Below are 17,910 nucleotides of genomic sequence, written 5' to 3'. Positions count from 1 at the left end.
TTATTTAAACTACCATGGGCGAGGGTAATTTAAAATCTAAAAATAAGTGTAACTGGCTAAGATGAATAGCCAATTAATTTTTAGTCCAGTAGAGAGGCTTTATGTTCAACCTCAATCCAATCTTTTTCATCTACCCAGTTTTGTGCGCCGTTTTTTACTGAACGAATTGGCACAATATAATCACAACTTATTTGCGGTTTAACCGAAGCAAATATTGGCACAAAGCCAAAGCTCAGGGCGGTTTCTATAATTGCTTTTTGGTTTTGCGGATCGATATCAGCCGCTTCATCTATGTAAATAGGTATACGGTATAAGTTTTGTTCCTGATCGCTTAATAAGTAACGAATAAACAACATGCCACATAATAGCTTAATGGTGATACGCGTACCATTTGAACCAGCCGAATCTATTTTTTCAAAGTGCTCGGTTTCGCCCGCGCGGTTAACCACTTCAAAACGAATATCAAATAAATCGGTAAGGGTCAGGCCTGCTTTGTCTGAGGCGAGTTTAATTAAATGATCTTTTGCGTCGTTTACCGCACTTTCGCTGTACGGCTCTTGGCTAAGTAAATCAAGAGTATCGCCTTGTTCAATTTGGTTAGAGGTACTTATAATGGTATCAATGCTATCTACCAACATTTTGCGCGGGATAATATTAATTTTAAACGCTTGCAGGTTTGAAATACGATGCTGGCTTATGCCTTTATTAAAGCTATTCATTTCACGGCGTAGGCGGTCTAAATCTTCACGTAAGCCTTTAATCGTGGCGGCCACTTCGGTGAGGGCAACGCGACCTTGGCGCTCAACGGCATCACGCTCGTTATCAATATTATGAAACGCGCTAATAAGTTTTTGGTATTTACTAAACTCATCGTTTTCGTTATCGAATTTGGTAATACCTGCATTGTAAATATGCATATAAGTATTACGTACATTTATATCGAAATTACGTAGCTCTTGGCAGTCTTTGTTAAAGTGGTGAATTAAATCGCTTAAATTATCAAAATCGATTTTTATATCAATCATGTAAGGTGTCACTTTACCACTGTATAAATCTAACGTGTGGTCAATACGCTCGGTTTTAACTTGGCGCAGGCGCTCTGTTTGACGATTAATTTGCGCTTGTTTTGATTTAATTAACGAGCGTCTATCAGCAATTGAGCCACTGTTTTTTTGAATATCTTGTAGGTAGTCGTCAACTTGTTCGCGTTCGGCTAAAAGCTGCTCTTTTAGCATTGCTTGGGCGTCAACCGATTGTTGCATCACTTCAAATTGCTCTAAGCGTTTAAGTGCACTTTCAGCACTCATAAGCTCATCGTATAGCGCGTCTTTTTCTTTTTGCTTATCTGCAACATTGGCGGCCACTTCGCGCTGTTGTTTAAACTCTTTTAATGATTGCTCAAGTGCGGTTAATTGAGCACTCAGTTGCTCTTTGTTTTCGCCGCTTTGCATTTGCACAGGCGAGAGTTTTTTAAGCTTAATACTGGCACCGGGCAGGGTGAGTACACCGCCTTTTACGTTTTCACTAAGCTGCGCTAAAAATTCGCCGAAAGCATCGTCATCATCAATAGTGATATCGCCATTGCTGGTGGTAGCAAAGGAGAGAAGATCGGGGTTTAATAATCGCGATATTTCTTCAACTTCTTTCAGTGATAAGTCTTCACGCATACGAGTGAATAAATTAAATTCTAAGTTTTTAAGTTGTAACTTTAAGCTTTTAATTTGTTTTTGTGTTTCGCCAATGCGGTAATCAAGGGTGTGCAGGCTTTGACCTTGTGCACTCGTTATTGAGTGTGACAACGACTCGTAGTCATTTTTTAACTGCGTTAAGCTGGTTTTGAGCGTGGCTTTATTAACCAGCTCAAACTCACTTTTAAGAGCGTTGTAATCTAAAAACCACTGTTCAATTTGGGTTTGTTTGCGCTCTATATCGCGCGATTGTTGAACGTATAAGCTTTGTTTTTGTTCAAACTCGTGTTTTTCGTGCTCAATATCTTCAAGAGCGATGTTGAGCTCGCTTAGTTGCTCTTCCTGATACGTATCAAAATCAATCAGTGCTTGGTCAATTTTTGGTGCATAAGCGGCCAGTTTACCTTTAAGAACGGTTTGGTTTTCAAGCATAGATTCGAGGGCGGCTATGGGCTCTTGCATTGACTCAAGGGCTTTTAATTCACGTTTTGCGCGGTTTACTTTATCAAACGACCGGCGCCATACTTCGTAAAAGTCGACCTTTGAATTTGACATGTGGCGTTCAAACACACGTAACATAAAGCGCTTAACGTCGTTTGCGCCTAATTTATGTAAATTAAGAATACGACGAAATATTTCTTTGTATATTGCAGAGTCTTGAACGTTGTTAAGGGGGATCATTTTTAAATTGATCTCACCATCAAATTGCGTTGCACCGCCAGTAAGTAGGGCGTTTAACTCTTGCGCTTTAAGCTCTATCGGGTTGTAACCTTGCTGCTTTAAGTGATTAAACAGCTTGGTAAACTTAATAATGGTATTGCCTTGGGTGTACTGGGCTAAATCAAGTTTGCCTTGATAGCAAAAGTATTGGTGTGCATAACCGGCAATTTTACCTAAGCCTGCTACGCCAATGACAACTGAGCCATGGGGTAAATCGGCTTGCAATAAAATGTACGATTGATCTGATGAAAAATAAAACTTACGGGTTTCATCTAAATCGTGGCCATCCCACTCGGTAAGGCGTAAATCGTTAATTAGCGGAAATTGCAGTGCATTAATAACTGAGCTTTTACCTGTGTTGTTAGGCGCACAAATCGAGCTACTTTTATCAAGTGGGATCACACACTTTGCATAGCCTGCAGTATTAAGTAGGGCGAGTTTACTCAGTCCGTATAAGTTTTTCATTCCTCGTCCTCTCCTAAAAAGGTTTCTTCATTTACTTCCATTAAGGCATCAATATAGCGATGAATTGGCGCCTGTAGCATAAAGCCGCCTTCCACTTCGCGGGCAAGGCCTAAACGTACCATGCGTAAATACACATCTTTGCGTAAATCAGAACCCGAGAATATTTCAAGCTGATCAAATAAATGTTTATTAAGTTGTACCAAGGTTTGCATTAGCTCTAAATCGTTTGGCTCATCAAATAATGCACGCATTGGGTCTTTACCTGTGTTGGCAAAGTGTTCGATTAAAATATAAATAGTGAGCGCTATCGCGCGCGATATTTTGCCCATATTGGGGGTGCTTTCATCGCTAGCAAAATAATAAAAGCCACGACTGTCGTGCTTTAAATCATGGCCTAATGCTGTGAATAAGGCGCTGTAGGCTTCAATTTGTTGGTCAAGCTCTTGCCACATTACCGTGTCTTGTTCGCAAATGTGGTAACCCGCGACTAATTTTTTATTAATGGCTTGTAAGTGAGAAAGCTCATTTAAGTTTATCTGTGTCATGGTCATTACTCGTGCTCGGCTTTATCAGCCTGAGGCTCTGAATTAAAGGGGTACAAAGAAAAGTGCTGGCCTGCAATGTTAACGCGGGCTTTTTTATCGCTTTGGCTAATGTGTAGGGTGGTATCGCTCACTAGCTTTTGATATAAAAACAGCATTTCATCGGCTTCAAGCTCTGGGTAGCTTTCGTCTAAAAATTGCAGCAGAGGCTGTGGTTTTTTACGCTGCTTTTTGAAGCGTTTTGCAAACTGCGCTTTTACATCGTGATAGTCAGGAATGTTTGGCGTGACAAACGCAGGCACATCGTTTTGCTCTGGTAGCTGATATTCATGATGCTCAAATTCAGCCAGGCTTGCCATGTAGGCTACTATATGGCGCTGTTGACCCAATGAATACTTTTGCGCATCGCTTACAAAATGTGGCTGCACGGCGCTGAGCATATTATCTACCCCATTTTTACGTATTAGCCCTAATACTTTTGCTACTTGGCGGGTAACAAGGTTATTACGGCGCAACTCTTCACGCAGTGGCATAAGCATATCGGCACTTTTACGTAAGCTTATCCGGCCAACTAAGTGCATTTCTAGAATTCGGGTACGCAATTGCTCAAGCATGCGTTTATCGTTGTACGCTTTGCCTGAACGTTCAATATGTTCTATTTGGGTGCTAATTTGTTGCTCAATTAAAGTAAAACAGGCATGAAAGTCGCCTCTAATATCCACCATTTCCAGCATGGGTTCTATATACTCATCAAACGCTTCTATCACGGCTTTATAGCGTTTTTGTAGCGACTGCACTGCATTATTAGATTTGGCTTGCTCAACAATATTTAAAATGGCGTTTTCGTTGTGTAAAAACAGTTTGATTATTTTACGCACCCGATCATCCATAATACGGCTAAAGCGGCGTAAATCATCAAAATCTTCCATTTCACCGGCATTAGATAGCCGATTACCTAAACGGGCCAAATCATCAACCAAGACACTAATTTCTTGTGCTAAGCCTAAATGTTCTTCTTGCAGTAAAAAGGTGGCAAAATCGGCAATGGCGCGGTTAATTTCCAGTTGTGACGATTTAGCCAGCGGAATAATAATTTCTTGATTTAATAACCGGTTGGTTTCTTTATAAATACGCTCATTATTCCACGTGGGTTGCTTTTGCTTAATGGCATTTTGAAGATCTTTAATACTAAAGTCGGCCATTTTAAAGCGCTTAAATAATAGCTCTAATACACCCCAGTGTTCATTTAGGGTATTAAGTAGCTTTTTAGCTGGGATCATAAGGCGTTGCAACTTCCTAGTATTCGTTATTTTATATTTCTCGAACTTATATGGTATTCGTTTTTGCGACGATTTAATAATAGTTTTTACACCCGCTTAGTGATAGTATCCGCGCCGAATATAGGCACATAGAGTTTGTGGGTATATTTTTTACATGGTTTCAATTTTTACTTAACCCCGAAGGTTGTTTAATATCATGGTTTCCTCGATTATCCTGACGCTGATAGCGATTGCATTCTTGCTTATCGTTATTGAGGATGTGATCCACGTTAACAAAGCCAAAACGACGTTATTTTTTGGTACACTTTGCTGGATTATCTCCTTTATTTTTCCTCTTAATGGGCAAAGCCCCGAAACGATTCAAACCCTCCTAGACCACAATATTTTAGAAATTGCTTCTTTATGGCTGTTTTTAATGGCCGCAATGACCTTTGTCGCCTATTTAAACTCTAAAGGACTTATCGAAAATGTTGTGAATCGGATTATGCCAACCAGCATTAGTGAGCGAAAGCTGATGTTTTTGGTGGGGTGTTTTGCGTTTTTATTTTCATCTATTTCTGACAACGTTACGGCCACGCTAATATCACTGGCAGTGATTATGTCATTAAAACTTGAAGCCAAAAAGTTAGTTAAGTACGCCACGCTTATTGTATTTGCTGTAAACTCCGGTGGTGTATCACTTATCACGGGTGATGTAACCACACTTATGATTTTCCTTGATGGTAAAGTAACAATTAGCAATTTATTACTGTTAATTGTGCCTGCGTTACTAAGTGTATTATTACTGGCTACTTTGTTATCAATTGGCATGAATAAGCAACTCGAGTTTAAAAAAACTAAATTTAAACGTATTGAAAAAACCGACATAACCATTGCGGTTATTTTCTTCACTACGGTTATTGCTACGCTTACATTGAGTGTTTTATACAGTGTACCGCCTCTGCTTACTTTTTTATTGGGTTTATCTATTATGTTTTTAGTCGCGCAATTTTTAATGCGCAAAAAAGACATCAACAAAGATATGATCGATTTTATACGCGACATAGAGTACGACACCTTATTGTTTTTCGTGGGTGTGTTACTGCTTGTTGGTGCGTTAAAAGAAGTTGGGGTACTGAGCCAATTTACTAATTTGTATACGGTAATGGCGCCAGAGTACGCAAACTACTTAATGGGTATTTTATCTGCAGGTGTTGATAACGTGCCACTAACGGCAGCGTTATTAAAAGCCGACATTGTAATGAGTCAACAGCATTGGTTGTCGTTTACGTATGCAACCGGTGTAGGTGGCTCTATGCTAATCATTGGCTCGGCGGCCGGTATTATAGCCATGAGTAAGGTAAAAGAGCTGACGTTTGCAAGTTACCTTCGCTTATCGCTGTATTTATTACTGTGTTACACCTTTGGTTATGCGGGCTCTTACTTAATGGGTAGTTTTATTTGATTTTATAGTAAAACGACTTGACAGCTAGACGTCTAAACGATAACTTTCAAAGCCGCACTCTTAGTGCGGTTTTGTTTTATTAGCCACAGGTTAATAATACATTCAGAAGAGGTGCGATACTTAGGTACTTAATGTGAGGCAACGACAGCCTGCGATCATTAAGGAGGGAAGTACTCGCCGAGGAAAATAATGGGTCGTTACCATTGTTTTTCGGTTTATGGGGCTGAATCCTCAAAACTGTCACCAATTTAGGTGGAGAGCTTCTGGCAGTAGATTTTTCTTATCTTTATTTCCTGCCAAGTTCTTCTTGTTTTATTGCGGTTTGGATGCCGCGAAAGGAGACGAAATGACTACCCAACCAGTGCCACAAAGTTCACAGTGCACAAAATCAGATTACATTGTTGCCAAATTTGGTGGCACCAGCGTTGCTAACTTTGAGGCGATGAGCCGTTGTAGCGAAATTATCGTAAACGATAAAAATGTACGTATTGTTGCAGTAAGCGCCAGTGCCGGAGTGACCAATCATTTAGTGGAGCTTTGCAAAGCGGGTATTGAAGCCACTAAACGCCAACAGCATATTGATGGTGTCCTTGCGATTCAGCAGGCTATTTTAAATGACCTGTCGTTAGATGAGGATTTAGCCCTTGGGTTTAATCAAACGCTTGATGCATTTCAAACGTTGGCGGCACAAACACTCAATACTGAGCAGCAGTTCGATGAGCTACTTAGCTTTGGCGAGCGTTTATCGTCGTACTTATTTACCCAAGTACTAAGGTTAAAGGGTTTAAATGCCACTCGTTTTGATGTGCGCCAGGTGCTTAAAACCGATAGCCAATTTGGTAAAGCAACACCAAATGTGGCCGCCACAGCGCAAGCCGCTCAAACACATTTAATTCCGCTGCTTGATGATAGCGTTATTGTGACCCAAGGGTTTATTGGTAGCGATGCAAACAATTTAACGACCACGCTCGGTCGAGGCGGCTCAGATTATAGCGCTGCACTGCTTGCTGAGGCTATTAACGCTAAAAGTGTGCATATTTGGACTGACGTAGTGGGTATTTTTAGCACCGATCCTCGTTTGTGTGTAAAAGCCACTCCTATTGCGCGTTTAAGTTTTGATGAAGCAGCAGAAATGGCGACCTTTGGCGCTAAAGTATTGCACCCGGCAACTATTTTACCTGCCAGTCGCAGCCATATTAATGTGTTTGTTGGCTCAAGCACAGAGCCAGAACTTGGCGGTACGTGGATTGAACGTGAAAAATCGCAGCTACCTGGTATTCGTGCGGTAACGCAACGTAAAAATCAAATATTATTAACCCTTAAAAGCCCAGAAATGCTGTTAGCCAGTGGCTTTTTAGCCCGTATATTTACTATTTTAAGTGAGTGCAATATTTCGGTAGATTTGGTCACCACTTCTGAAATTAGTGTGGCAATTACCCTTGATAATGCGCCTAATGCATCACGCCCAGAGCTAGATCAAGAGTGCTTGGATAAACTCGCTGAATTTTGCCATGTATCGGTTGAAAACAATTTAACGCTGGTAGCGTTAATTGGCTCTGAAATTGTTTTGCGCCAACATGAAATGAATTTAATGAAAGTATTATGTGACTTTAATATTAGACTCATTTGCCATGGTGCAAGTAAACATAACTTGTGCTTTTTAGTTGAGCAAAGCGAGTCTGATGCAGTGGTTCAAGCGATTCATAGTCGATTACTAGAAAGTGATTGCGCTGCGTAAATCGTTAATAGTTATTATTGAGCACCGCCAGTCGGTGCTTTTTTTTGCCACAACGCTAATATCAAACATGTCGTTATGTGCTCCAACCACGGTATTGCTACAAGCTGTAAGCTGAGTGTTATTAAGTTCGTTAAACACATTAGGGCTTAATAATTGAGCAATGGGGCGGCTGGTGGCTTTAGCCAGCGCTTCTTTTAATGTCCAAATCCTAAAAAAATGATGTGCTTGAGTTGTTATGTTATCTGTATTGGTTATTAAACTCACTTCGGCTGGGTGGTAAAAGTGTTTAGCGAGTTTATTAAAAGGGCGCTTTAAACTAATTTTTTCAATATCAAAGCCAAATTGAGTTGATGCTACATTTAACGCTGCACCTACAAAACCATGAGAATGAGAAATACAGCAACTGATCACGCCTGTTGTATTTTTAATATGTAATTCTAATTTACTGTTATCGGGGTTAAATTCAGAACTAATATCACACAGCTTTAATGATGCATAAGAAGAACAAGCGGTTTTTACTAGGTATTTAAGCACTAAACGTGTGGCTAAATATTCTTGTTTAGCCTGTGGATTTTTACGCCGATTAATAACATTGAGCTCAAAAGGGCTTAAATAGTGGGGTAAATCAAATTCACCCACATTGAGGGTTGTTGCGTTAAGCAACGCAATGCAATGGCTGTTATTTGCTAAAGCGGGCGTGGCTTTTAGCTGGTTTTCAAAGTAAGTTACACTCATCATTGCTCGTTATAAATGACGACCGATTACATATTTATTACCCAAAGCTGGATAGTTTGTGAGCGGTTGTTAGTTGTTGTGAGCGCTAAGTACATTTTTATTACTCAGTGGCTCTTAAATATGGTTTAATTCGCATTCGTTAAAATAATAACAGATTTGTAGGTGTATGGCACAAGTGCGTGATGGTTTTCAAAGTCGACTAGGTTTTGTATTGGCAGCAGCCGGTGCAGCGGTAGGTTTAGGTAATATATGGGGTTTTCCTACGCAGGCTGCTAATCATGGTGGCGGCGCATTTTTACTGGTTTACTTTATCGTTATTTTTTTGCTGGCGTTACCTGCTTTGTACACCGAGCTGTATTTAGGTTACAAAGCCCAAGCTAACCCTGTTAAAGCGCTAAGCCAAGCATGGCAAGATCATGCCCCTAAAGTGGGAGCCGCAGCAGGCTATATTGGCCTTGCCGGTGCCATCGTTATGTTAAGTTTTTACTCAATTGTGGCCGGTTGGATGCTTTCCTACGCTATAGAGCCTATAAGTAGCTTTTTTGGCTGGCATAGCTTGAGTGAGTTTTTACATAGCGACTCTATGTTACGTAATTTTATTTTTACGCCGCTTATGCTTATTTTAACCGCCAGTATTATTTTAAAAGGGGTGAAGTCGGGAATAGAAACCTGGTCACGCCGTTTAATGCCGCTTTTACTTGTTCTCCTTATTGGGCTTATTATTTATATTGCAACGTTAGATGGCGCAAGCGAAGGGTTTGCTGCTTATTTAGTGCCTGATTTTAGCAAAATACTCGACCCTGATTTAATTATTGCCGCAATGGGACAGGCGTTCTTTTCGTTGTCGCTTGGGGTAGGCTGTATGATGATTTACGGCTCATATTTAAAACCTGGTGCTAACTTACCAAAATTAACCGCAAGTGTTGCGCTACTTGATACCAGCGTGGCGTTTTTAGCGGGCTTATTAATAATTCCGGCTATTTATGTTGCCCAGTACAATGGCGTTGAAGTATTTAATAACGGTAAATTAATTGGTGAGGGGCAACTTATATTTGCCATATTACCTGAGCTATTTGGCACTATGGGTGAAATTGGTTTATTGGTTGGCTTATTATTTTTTGTATTGATGTCGATAGCTTCAGTTACCTCAACTATTTCATCAACTGAGATCCCTGTGGCATTTTTGGTTGAAAACCACAGTGTAGATAGAACCAAAGCAACATGGGCAGTCAGTGCCATTGTATTTGTTTGTGCCAGTACTATTATTGTTAATTTTGATTGGCTATTTGGTTTGGTTATTATGGTATTTACTCAATACCAACTTCCGTTGATGGGACTGTTTTATTTTATTACAGTGGGCTGGTTATGGCAGCGTGGTAATAAGCTTCATCAAGCAAGTTCTGGTGCACATTATTGGTTTGCTCAGTACATTCGTTTTGTCTGCCCAGTGCTAATGACCTTAGTATTTGCAAACGTTGCGTTTGGCTAGAACGCGTTAATAACTCATGTGTTATTGATAACAAAAAAGCGAACACTATATTTTGTTCGCTTTTTTGCTTTTTGTTTAGCCGCGCTATAGCACTTCGTTTGTTAAGCTATTTCCTTGAGTAACCTCAAATGCATTTTGTAATGTTATATTAGCGATTTCGGTTAGAGCTTCTTGAGTAAAAAAGCCTTGATGCCCTGTTATTAACACATTTCTAAAACTCACTAAACGAGAGAATATATCGTCTTGATTTATTTCGTCACTGTGGTTTTTAAAAAACAGTTCTGATTCTTGTTCGTACACATCGAGCCCTAAATACCCCAGTTTTTGTGATTTAAGTGCTTTAATACATGCTTGGCTGTTTACCAGCGCACCGCGAGAAGTATTAATGAGCATGACCCCGGTTTTCATTTTATTAAATGCGGCGTCATCGATTAAATGGTGCGTGTCTTCGCTCAGCGGGCAGTGCAGTGAAATTATATCGCTTTGGGCAAGTAGGGTATTTAAATCGGTAATAGTGTAATTGCCTGGTTTTGCAAAAGGGTCGCACACTAAAACGTTAGCGCCAAAACCATTTAAAATGTTACACAGTGCCAAGCCTATTTTACCGCAGCCTATAATACCTATGGTCTTGTTATGTAAGTTAAACCCAAGTAAGCCATTTAAATCAAAGTTGTCTTCGCGTACGCGGTTATAAGCTTTGTGTGTTTTACGGCTGAGGGTGAGCATAAGGGCAACACAATGCTCCGCGACTGCCTCAGGGCTGTAAGCGGGTACGCGTAACACGCTGAGGTTACGCTGTTTGGCAACAGGCAAGTCAACGTTATTGAACCCCGCACAGCGTAATAAAATAGCGCTAACACCCAATGTGGCAAGTTGCTCAATCACTGCTTTATCTACTGTATCGTTTACAAATACGCACACAGCGTCAAAGTTTTTAGCTAATATTGCCGTCTGCGCCGATAAACTTTGCTCAAAATAAGTAATAGTGATGTTAGAAAAGCCATTTAAACTTTGCTCAAAAAAAGGTCGCTCATATTTCTGAGCACTAAAAAAAGCAATATCCATTAACTAGCTCCAAGTAATCAATTATTTTATTACCATAAACTATTCTTACTATAGATGCTTCACTCTTGTTGTTTTAATTACGACAGGATTATTTTAATACAGCCGAACGGACTCCTAAACGAGCGGTCGTCGGTTTTATAACGGGCACTGATTCTAAGCAGCTTGTTATTACATTATGTAATGACTCTGGTTTAGTTCGCGGTGCATAGCGAGCAACCAGCTGCCCTTGTGCATTAACTAAAAACTTAGTGAAGTTCCATTTTATTGCTCGGTTTTGTGCAATCCCCCGTGTATGAGACTTTAAATAACTAAACAGTGGATGCGTATCTGGGCCATTTACCATGACCTTATTAAACACCTCAAAATTAATTGAAAAATGTTTTTGATAATAGTCTTTAATGGCCATTCCCTCTAATGGCTCATTTTTATCAAATTGATTACACGGAAAGGCTAAAATAGTAAACCCATCGTTTTTGTATTGTTGATATAGCTTTTCTAGCGCGCATAATTGCGCAGAAAAATGACATTTACTGGCGGTATTAACAATAAGAACCGTTTTTCCTTTTAGCTGACTCAAAGAAAAATCATCGTTATTACAAAGTGGTGCGTTAAATTGATAAATACTATCCATAGATTACCTACCTAATTTCCGTATGAGGGAAATTTTAAAAGACTTTCATTCGCTTTTTTAGCGGCCGATTGACATAATCGAGCTTATGTTTCTAAGTTATCAGTTAAATAGGTCATTTTTATGTCAGTAAAAATTGCATTTATAGGTTTAGGCGTAATGGGTTACCCAATGGCAGGGCATCTAGCAAAAGCGGGGCACAGCGTATGTGTTTATAACCGCACAGCAGCTAAAGCACAAAAATGGGTTGAAGATTTTAACGGCAGTTTTGCACCTACCCCGCGTGAAGCTGCAAGTGGTGCCGATATGGTATTTATGTGTGTTGGCAATGACGACGACTTACGGTCAGTGGTATACGGCGATGATGGCGTTTTAGCTGGTATGGACAAAAACACGATTTTAATCGATCACACAACTACTTCTGCTGAGGTAGCGCGTGAAGTTGCGGCAAAAGCGGCTTTACAGCATATCGACTTTATTGATGCGCCAGTATCGGGCGGTCAAGCAGGTGCTGAAAACGGGGTATTAACCGTAATGGCCGGTGGCAACGAAGCGGTATTTGCTAAAGCACAACCTATCATGGCGGCATTTAGCCGTTTTAGTCAGCTTTTAGGCGAAGTGGGCTCAGGGCAATTATGTAAAATGGTTAATCAAATTTGTATTGCTGGTGTGGTACAAGGCTTAGCTGAGAGCTTACATTTTGCTAAACAAGCAGGGCTTGATGGCGAAAAAGTAATAGAAACCATTTCTAAAGGCGCAGCTGGTTCGTGGCAAATGGAAAACCGCTATAAAACAATGTGGGCAGGCGAGTACGAGTTTGGTTTTGCTGTAGATTGGATGCGTAAAGATTTAGGCATTGCCCTTGATGAAGCTAAAAATAATGGTGCAACGCTGCCAATGACTGCAACGGTCGATCAATACTACGCCGATGTACAGGCTCTTGGCGGCGGCAGGTACGACACATCAAGTTTACTAGCGCGTATTGAAGCACTGCATAAAAAGTAATGTAATTGGTAAAAGTAAACTGTTCACAAAGAGGCTAAGAGGCGCTGCGCTTTTAGAGAAAGTGATACACATAAAAAATGAATGTTGGTTTTATGTTTTCTCATTTATTCCTCATTCACTTCTCTTTGTGGGATTAACTTTCGCTTACCTAGCTATACACAAAAAACGCGACACTTTATTGCTAAATCGTCGCGTTTTTCATGGGTTATATACACTAAAGCAAATTACATGCTTTGCGCGTAGTTATACAGCGCTTTTAAAATTGTAAGATTTTTTTCGCTGTCATCATGCTCATGCGCTAGGTTTTCAAGGGTGATCATAAAATCTTGTGCGCTGATTGATGGCTGATCTTCGCCATGCATTAACTTGCTTTGGCAATATTGACGCCATTGATCAAGCTCTTGCTGGTTTAGCGTTTGTGGCCAGTTACGCGCGCGGTATCTAAACAGCAAAGTATTAAACTTAGGATCTTCAAATTCAAGCTTTAAACTTGCCAAGTCTTCAGGTTTTGCATCACGAATAATCGCAAATTTGGCTTTATCAGCATGGCTAGTAAAGCCATCATAAAGTAAATAATCTACATTTGTAGTGGCGCTGTAATCGCCTTGCTCATTAAATACTTCAGTGACTTTATCGCGAAGCTCAGTATTGGCTTTTAAAATGGCTAAATTAGCCAAGCATTGCTCACGGTCAATACCCAAGCGAGCAGCGTTTTCAGGCAGTAGTGTTTTAGCTGGTGCTAAAATAGGGCACTTATTTAAATGCACCAATTTTAAACCTACGGGTAAATCACCCTCTGCTAAATCTATACGTTTGGTGTATAAACGCTTGCGTAATTGCTCTACATTTAAATCAAGTAACACCTGCGGGTTTTGGGTTAAATCAAAACAAATAACTGCGTTTTTATTAACAGGATGAAAGCTCATAGGTGCCACCCACGTGGTACAACCCTGGGTTGCTGGAATACGCGACGAGGTATGCACTAATGGGGTCATGTTAAACACGTCCACCAATTCAGCAAGGGCTTTCTTATTACGCAAACTAAAAAAGAAGTGATACAGCTTAGGCTGCTTTTCTTTTATTAATTTAGCCAGTGCAATGGTAGCCGTTACATCACTTAATGCATCGTGCGCAGCGGCATGTTCAATACCATTAGCTACAGTTAAATGCTCAAGTTTAAAACTTGGGCTGCCATCTTCTTTTAATGGCCACTCAATGCCCTCAGGGCGAAGTGCATAGCAGGCACGCACTAAATCTATAATATCCCAACGACTGTTATTGTTTTTATATTCACGCTCATATGGGTCGTAAAAGTTACGATAAAAGCTATATCGGCTTACTTCATCATCAAAGCGAATACTGTTATAACCAGCCACACAGGTATTGGGCACGCTAAATTCGGCATGAATTTTAGCAATAAACTCAGCCTCAACTAAGCCTTTTTGCATCGCCACTTGCGGGGTAATACCGGTGATTAAACACGCTTCAGGATGGGGTAAATAATCCGCTTGCGGCTTACAGTACTCAATAAGCGGCTCGCCAATAATATTTAAATCAAGATCGGTGCGTACACCTGCAAATTGGCTCGGCTTATCTTTTTGTGGGCTTGCTCCCCAGGTCTCGTAGTCGTGCCAATAGATTGTTGCTTGATTTTGCTCTTGATAAGCCATTAAAAAACCCTATAAGTTAGCTTGAAACGGTTTATATACCGCCAAGTTACTAAATTTATGAATTATTTAGATTATGGCATAGGGTCACAGAGGTTTATAGGCTTGAATAGGGAAATCTATTAGTCAAAACATGATTTAAGGGTGATTATTTATTTTTAAGGTTCTGTGATAGAGAAATTATTTATAAACATAACGGTTAATGTTATAACTTAAGCCAACACTCCATATTCTTTCAACAACATGAAACTAATAATAAAAACGACTCTATTTTGGGTATTAATCACCTCTACCGCTGCGTTTGCTGAGCTTGCAAAAGTTAAAGTAAATGGCTTTGATATTGAATATGAAATAGCGGGTAGTGGTAAACACACTGTTTTACTCGAGGCGGGTGGCTCTGCAGGGCTGAGTGATTGGGATCCCATTTATAACTCGCTTATCAAGCATGCAAAAGTAATTCGCTATTCTCGAATTGGCAATGGCGGCTCAGCGCAAATAAAGAAAAACTATAGCTCTGAGGAGTATGCTGCTGAAGCTTTACTATTACTTAAAGCGTTAAAAATTGAAGAACCTGTGATTTATGTGGCGCATTCTTATGGTGCTTATATCGCAAGAGTATTTGCAGCAAGCTACCCTGATAACATTAAAGCGTTAATGTTAATTGAACCCGCCTCAGAGCATGATGTTGATATTATGCGTAAGATTGATTTACCGCGCGCTGAAAAAGAAATTGCTGCTATAAAACGTGATGATATGAAAAACGGCATATCGAATCAGTATTTAGACTTTTGGTCGAAGCGGCCTTTGCCCGATTATCCACAAATAGCAGATATTCCCGTGACGGTTATTGCCTCAGTTAAAAAATATGAAAATCCATCGGTGTTATTTTTTACTGAAAAAGGGCGTGAAATGTGGGGAGAACTGCATTCAAACTGGGCTAATGCTTTTCCTCAAGGTGAGATAGTGCTAACGCGTAAAAGTTACCACTATCCACAAAATGATGAGCCAGAAATGGTGATCACCCAGCTAGTCAGGTTACTTAATCGCACTGATTAATTTTTAGTTTACAAAAATATACACAAGCCAAGTTTTAATTCTGTTATTTGGGTCGTTATTCTGTAAAATTATCGGCTTAACATTTGTGACCTAGTCGTTACATTTGTTGTTGGGGTTAATTATTCAATTAATATAAGCAGACGTTATGATTTTTTATATTATTGGGTTAAGTACGCTTGTTATTATTTTGTGTGTGGCGCTTTATGTGATTTACAGCAATATACGTAAGAGCCGAGTAAGAAAGTCAAAAGAATATAATGTGTTATTTGATAAAGACACCATTATTGATGAACTCATTGCTCAACTTAGCGAGAAAAACCAAACCCAAGAAAACCAGGAAAAAACAATTAAAGGCAAACAAGAGATCCTTGCAACTTTTATAGATTTGCATCGATCGGGTAGTTTTTGTGCGCATTTAAGCGAACAAGAAATTACGTATTTTGTTAAAAAGAAACTAAACATGGAGAGTACTCAAAATGGATAGCGAGCAACAAGCAGTCGCTGAGGCAAAAAACACCTCATTTATGGCACGTTTTGGTCGTCGTAATGTGATTTTACTAACATCCGTTGTCGTGGTGTTAGCAGTGATTGCAACATTAACGTCGCAGGTTATTTCATGGAATGAAGCCGATGAACGGCTAGTTCATCAGTCAGCTTTTACCGGTAATTTAACGGTAATAAATCAAGCGGGCCCTTACTTAAAAGCATTTGGTACGACATCAGCCTATAAAAAAGTTATTTCAATTAACTTTACCGGCGATAGCAGCGCAACAGCCAGTGCCATTGTACCACTCATTCCTATTCGATTCTTAGATACCACGACCGGTGGGGCACGCGGTGTTTCCCGCTTTAGATTGCCTGGCAACGTACCCGCTAGTGAATCGGGTGCTTTACGTGGTTTATTAAAAATTCATGAAGAATTTGGCTCCCAAGAAACCCTAATTTCTAACCTTTTAATGCGTGCCACTACAGAAAATGTAAAAGCGTCGGCACGTATGATGTCGGTGGAGCAACATTATTCAGGTGGTAATGGTCAATTAAGCCAAGATTTTTCTGATCAACTTACGAATGGTATTTTTGTTACTGAGCAAATTATTAGTACTGGCGAGCGTGACAAGTCTGACGATTTAAGTAATTTAAGTAAGCAACAACGCGTTACCATTAATATAAAGAAGGATGCTGAAGGTAATCCGCTACGTAATGCGCCTATTTTAGGCTCTTATGGGATCACAGTCGTTGATGCGAGTATTATTGATATTGATTACGAAAATAAAGTAAATGCACGTTTAGAGGCGCAAAAACAAGCGGCTGCTGATGAAGCGCTGGCAAGACAAAACCTTAAAAAAGCAGAGCAACAAGCACGTACTGAAGTGGCATTAGGCGAACAAGCGATTGCAAAGCAAAGAGCTGAGTCTGAAAAGCTAAAAATTAAAGAGCAAATTGATGCAGAACGAATAAAAGCGAATGCGATTATTTCTGCTCAGCAACGTGTAGCTGTTAAAGCGGAGCTTGCAAAAGAGCAAGAAGAAATTTTAAAACAGCAACGCTTAGAAGCATTAGGTATGGACGTTTTAGCTGAAGCGCGTTTACGCGCAAAATCAGCAGCGCTTGATCCTAAGTATGTATTTGATGAAACACTTAAAGCAGAAGTTAAAATTCAAACGGCTTTATTTAATAGCTTAGGTAACAGTCGCTTAGTGCCTGAAATTGTTATAGGTGCAGGGCAGGGTGAGCAAAATAATGGTTCTGAATTTATGCGCTTACTGGCGGCCGACGCGGCATTGAGCCTTAAGAAGCGTTTAGAAAAAGAGAAAAAATAAACGTTAAAAATCATTATAAAGCCCTAGCTTTAATTGCTAGGGCTTTTTTTGTGGTATCGCTTTGTAAGTGGTGAGTTTAAAACTTAGGACACAAAGCGTGGCTAAAGCCTTTTTCGGTTAGCAAAAAAGTGGCGCTGGGCGTCGAAAATATATATTCCTCATGAAGAAGAAACGCAATTGTTCCTTTTATTTGCTCACCTTGATGATCTGAGGCATCGCTAATTAATTGTTCAGGATCTAACTGGCTTGGGCTTGGAAAGTTATTATAAAGATGCTTAAAAATTAACGTAGCAATTGTGTTAAAGGTATCGTTATTTTTCATTTTTGGAGAGTCCTTAATTTATATATGTAGCAACAAACTGGCTGTTTTAAATATGCTTTTTAAATAATAACACATTAAAAATAGGTACATGATCATCCTACTATTTTTTTAAGCTTTAATTTTGCAAGCTGCTGCTTTCATTTATTAAAATGATGATTAATTGTCATGCTTACCCTGCTAAAAAGTAGTGTGTGTTGTTGGTGTGTTGCGCAAAATCATAAAGTGTAATTGAAGAGTTGTAAAAAT

At 39.7% G+C, this 17,910-nt stretch carries 15 protein-coding genes and 1 riboswitch; of the genes, 7 read left to right on the top strand and 8 right to left on the bottom strand.

The window, feature by feature from the left end; translation table 11 throughout:
- Positions 1-80: 80 nt before the first annotated feature.
- The 3 genes from PSM_RS08660 to PSM_RS08650 are packed head-to-tail and all read right to left on the bottom strand — an operon-like array spanning position 81 to position 4,695.
- Positions 81-2,873 carry an ATPase gene (locus PSM_RS08660; protein ID WP_013465142.1) on the bottom strand — a complete coding sequence of 931 codons (2,793 nt, stop codon included), beginning with the start codon at positions 2,871-2,873 and terminating at the stop codon, positions 81-83.
- Positions 2,870-3,418 (bottom strand): condensin complex protein MksE, encoded by a 549-nt coding sequence (locus PSM_RS08655; RefSeq protein ID WP_013465141.1) that lies wholly within the window; start codon positions 3,416-3,418, stop codon positions 2,870-2,872. The genes PSM_RS08660 and PSM_RS08655 overlap by 4 nt, the downstream gene beginning before the upstream one ends.
- Positions 3,419-3,423: 5 nt before the next feature.
- A complete protein-coding gene (locus PSM_RS08650) occupies positions 3,424-4,695 on the bottom strand; it encodes a hypothetical protein (protein WP_013465140.1) in 1,272 nt (423 codons plus the stop codon).
- Positions 4,696-4,891: 196 nt separating this feature from the next.
- On the opposite strand from PSM_RS08650, the gene nhaD reads away from it, so the two are divergent.
- Both nhaD and lysC read left to right on the top strand, forming a co-directional pair.
- Positions 4,892-6,139, top strand: a complete 1,248-nt coding sequence (gene nhaD, locus PSM_RS08645) for a sodium:proton antiporter NhaD (protein WP_013465139.1) — start codon at positions 4,892-4,894, stop codon at positions 6,137-6,139.
- Between the two features lie 98 nt (positions 6,140-6,237).
- A riboswitch (Lysine riboswitch) is annotated at positions 6,238-6,410 on the top strand.
- 75 nt (positions 6,411-6,485) lie between these two features.
- On the top strand, positions 6,486-7,877 hold the full coding sequence (gene lysC / locus PSM_RS08640) for a lysine-sensitive aspartokinase 3 (RefSeq protein WP_029610010.1): 1,392 nt from the start codon (positions 6,486-6,488) through the stop codon (positions 7,875-7,877).
- Here lysC and PSM_RS08635 read toward each other — a convergent pair.
- Entirely contained in the window at positions 7,854-8,612 is a 759-nt protein-coding gene (locus tag PSM_RS08635) for a 4'-phosphopantetheinyl transferase family protein (RefSeq protein WP_013465137.1), read from the bottom strand. The two genes, lysC and PSM_RS08635, sit on opposite strands and share 24 nt — an antisense overlap.
- A 166-nt stretch (positions 8,613-8,778) precedes the next feature.
- On the opposite strand from PSM_RS08635, the gene PSM_RS08630 reads away from it, so the two are divergent.
- Positions 8,779-10,101 carry a sodium-dependent transporter gene (locus PSM_RS08630; RefSeq protein WP_013465136.1) on the top strand — a complete coding sequence of 441 codons (1,323 nt, stop codon included), beginning with the start codon at positions 8,779-8,781 and terminating at the stop codon, positions 10,099-10,101.
- A gap of 84 nt (positions 10,102-10,185) precedes the next feature.
- On the opposite strand, the gene PSM_RS08625 is transcribed toward PSM_RS08630, so the two are convergent.
- Both PSM_RS08625 and PSM_RS08620 read right to left on the bottom strand, forming a co-directional pair.
- Entirely contained in the window at positions 10,186-11,166 is a 981-nt protein-coding gene (locus tag PSM_RS08625; RefSeq protein WP_013465135.1) for a 2-hydroxyacid dehydrogenase, read from the bottom strand.
- Between the two features lie 88 nt (positions 11,167-11,254).
- The gene (locus PSM_RS08620; protein WP_013465134.1) at positions 11,255-11,797 is read right to left on the bottom strand and encodes a glutathione peroxidase; all 543 of its coding nucleotides are present in this window, start codon (positions 11,795-11,797) and stop codon (positions 11,255-11,257) included.
- Between the two features lie 120 nt (positions 11,798-11,917).
- Here PSM_RS08620 and PSM_RS08615 point away from each other — a divergent pair, with 120 nt between their 5' ends.
- Positions 11,918-12,799, top strand: coding sequence for an NAD(P)-dependent oxidoreductase (locus PSM_RS08615; protein ID WP_016900397.1), 882 nt, complete (start codon positions 11,918-11,920; stop codon positions 12,797-12,799).
- A 224-nt stretch (positions 12,800-13,023) separates the two neighbouring features.
- On the opposite strand, the gene sbcB is transcribed toward PSM_RS08615, so the two are convergent.
- Positions 13,024-14,469: an exodeoxyribonuclease I gene (sbcB, locus tag PSM_RS08610; RefSeq protein ID WP_013465132.1), complete on the bottom strand. Its 1,446-nt coding sequence runs from the start codon at positions 14,467-14,469 to the stop codon at positions 13,024-13,026.
- A gap of 240 nt (positions 14,470-14,709) precedes the next feature.
- Between sbcB and PSM_RS08605 the strand changes: the two genes are divergently transcribed.
- From PSM_RS08605 to PSM_RS08595, 3 genes are all read left to right on the top strand, one after another.
- On the top strand, positions 14,710-15,522 hold the full coding sequence (locus PSM_RS08605) for an alpha/beta fold hydrolase (protein ID WP_013465131.1): 813 nt from the start codon (positions 14,710-14,712) through the stop codon (positions 15,520-15,522).
- Positions 15,523-15,667: 145 nt separating this feature from the next.
- Complete coding sequence (locus PSM_RS08600) at positions 15,668-16,006, top strand: hypothetical protein (RefSeq protein ID WP_013465130.1); 339 nt, start codon at positions 15,668-15,670, stop codon at positions 16,004-16,006.
- On the top strand, positions 15,999-17,342 hold the full coding sequence (locus tag PSM_RS08595; protein ID WP_013465129.1) for an SPFH domain-containing protein: 1,344 nt from the start codon (positions 15,999-16,001) through the stop codon (positions 17,340-17,342). The genes PSM_RS08600 and PSM_RS08595 overlap by 8 nt, the downstream gene beginning before the upstream one ends.
- Positions 17,343-17,418: 76 nt before the next feature.
- Here PSM_RS08595 and PSM_RS08590 read toward each other — a convergent pair whose 3' ends face one another.
- Complete coding sequence (locus PSM_RS08590) at positions 17,419-17,664, bottom strand: hypothetical protein (RefSeq protein WP_013465128.1); 246 nt, start codon at positions 17,662-17,664, stop codon at positions 17,419-17,421.
- Positions 17,665-17,910: the final 246 nt, after the last annotated feature.

Source organism: Pseudoalteromonas sp. SM9913 (genome assembly GCF_000184065.1).
GTDB classification, from domain to species: domain Bacteria; phylum Pseudomonadota; class Gammaproteobacteria; order Enterobacterales; family Alteromonadaceae; genus Pseudoalteromonas; species Pseudoalteromonas tetraodonis.
This window is presented reverse-complemented; position numbering and strand designations above follow the sequence as displayed.

Excerpts from the sequence above, each read along its gene's own strand:
- PSM_RS08620 (WP_013465134.1), bottom strand. The coding sequence starts at position 11,797 with ATGGATAGTATTTATCAATTTAACGCACCACTTTGTAATAACGATGAT.
- PSM_RS08590 (WP_013465128.1), bottom strand. The coding sequence starts at position 17,664 with ATGAAAAATAACGATACCTTTAACACAATTGCTACGTTAATTTTTAAG.
- PSM_RS08605 (WP_013465131.1), top strand. The coding sequence starts at position 14,710 with ATGAAACTAATAATAAAAACGACTCTATTTTGGGTATTAATCACCTCT.
- PSM_RS08660 (WP_013465142.1), bottom strand. The coding sequence starts at position 2,873 with ATGAAAAACTTATACGGACTGAGTAAACTCGCCCTACTTAATACTGCA.
- PSM_RS08635 (WP_013465137.1), bottom strand. The coding sequence starts at position 8,612 with ATGAGTGTAACTTACTTTGAAAACCAGCTAAAAGCCACGCCCGCTTTA.
- lysC (WP_029610010.1), top strand. The coding sequence starts at position 6,486 with ATGACTACCCAACCAGTGCCACAAAGTTCACAGTGCACAAAATCAGAT.
- sbcB (WP_013465132.1), bottom strand. The coding sequence starts at position 14,469 with ATGGCTTATCAAGAGCAAAATCAAGCAACAATCTATTGGCACGACTAC.
- PSM_RS08625 (WP_013465135.1), bottom strand. The coding sequence starts at position 11,166 with ATGGATATTGCTTTTTTTAGTGCTCAGAAATATGAGCGACCTTTTTTT.
- PSM_RS08655 (WP_013465141.1), bottom strand. The coding sequence starts at position 3,418 with ATGACACAGATAAACTTAAATGAGCTTTCTCACTTACAAGCCATTAAT.
- PSM_RS08595 (WP_013465129.1), top strand. The coding sequence starts at position 15,999 with ATGGATAGCGAGCAACAAGCAGTCGCTGAGGCAAAAAACACCTCATTT.
- PSM_RS08615 (WP_016900397.1), top strand. The coding sequence starts at position 11,918 with ATGTCAGTAAAAATTGCATTTATAGGTTTAGGCGTAATGGGTTACCCA.
- PSM_RS08650 (WP_013465140.1), bottom strand. The coding sequence starts at position 4,695 with ATGATCCCAGCTAAAAAGCTACTTAATACCCTAAATGAACACTGGGGT.
- PSM_RS08630 (WP_013465136.1), top strand. The coding sequence starts at position 8,779 with ATGGCACAAGTGCGTGATGGTTTTCAAAGTCGACTAGGTTTTGTATTG.
- PSM_RS08600 (WP_013465130.1), top strand. The coding sequence starts at position 15,668 with ATGATTTTTTATATTATTGGGTTAAGTACGCTTGTTATTATTTTGTGT.
- nhaD (WP_013465139.1), top strand. The coding sequence starts at position 4,892 with ATGGTTTCCTCGATTATCCTGACGCTGATAGCGATTGCATTCTTGCTT.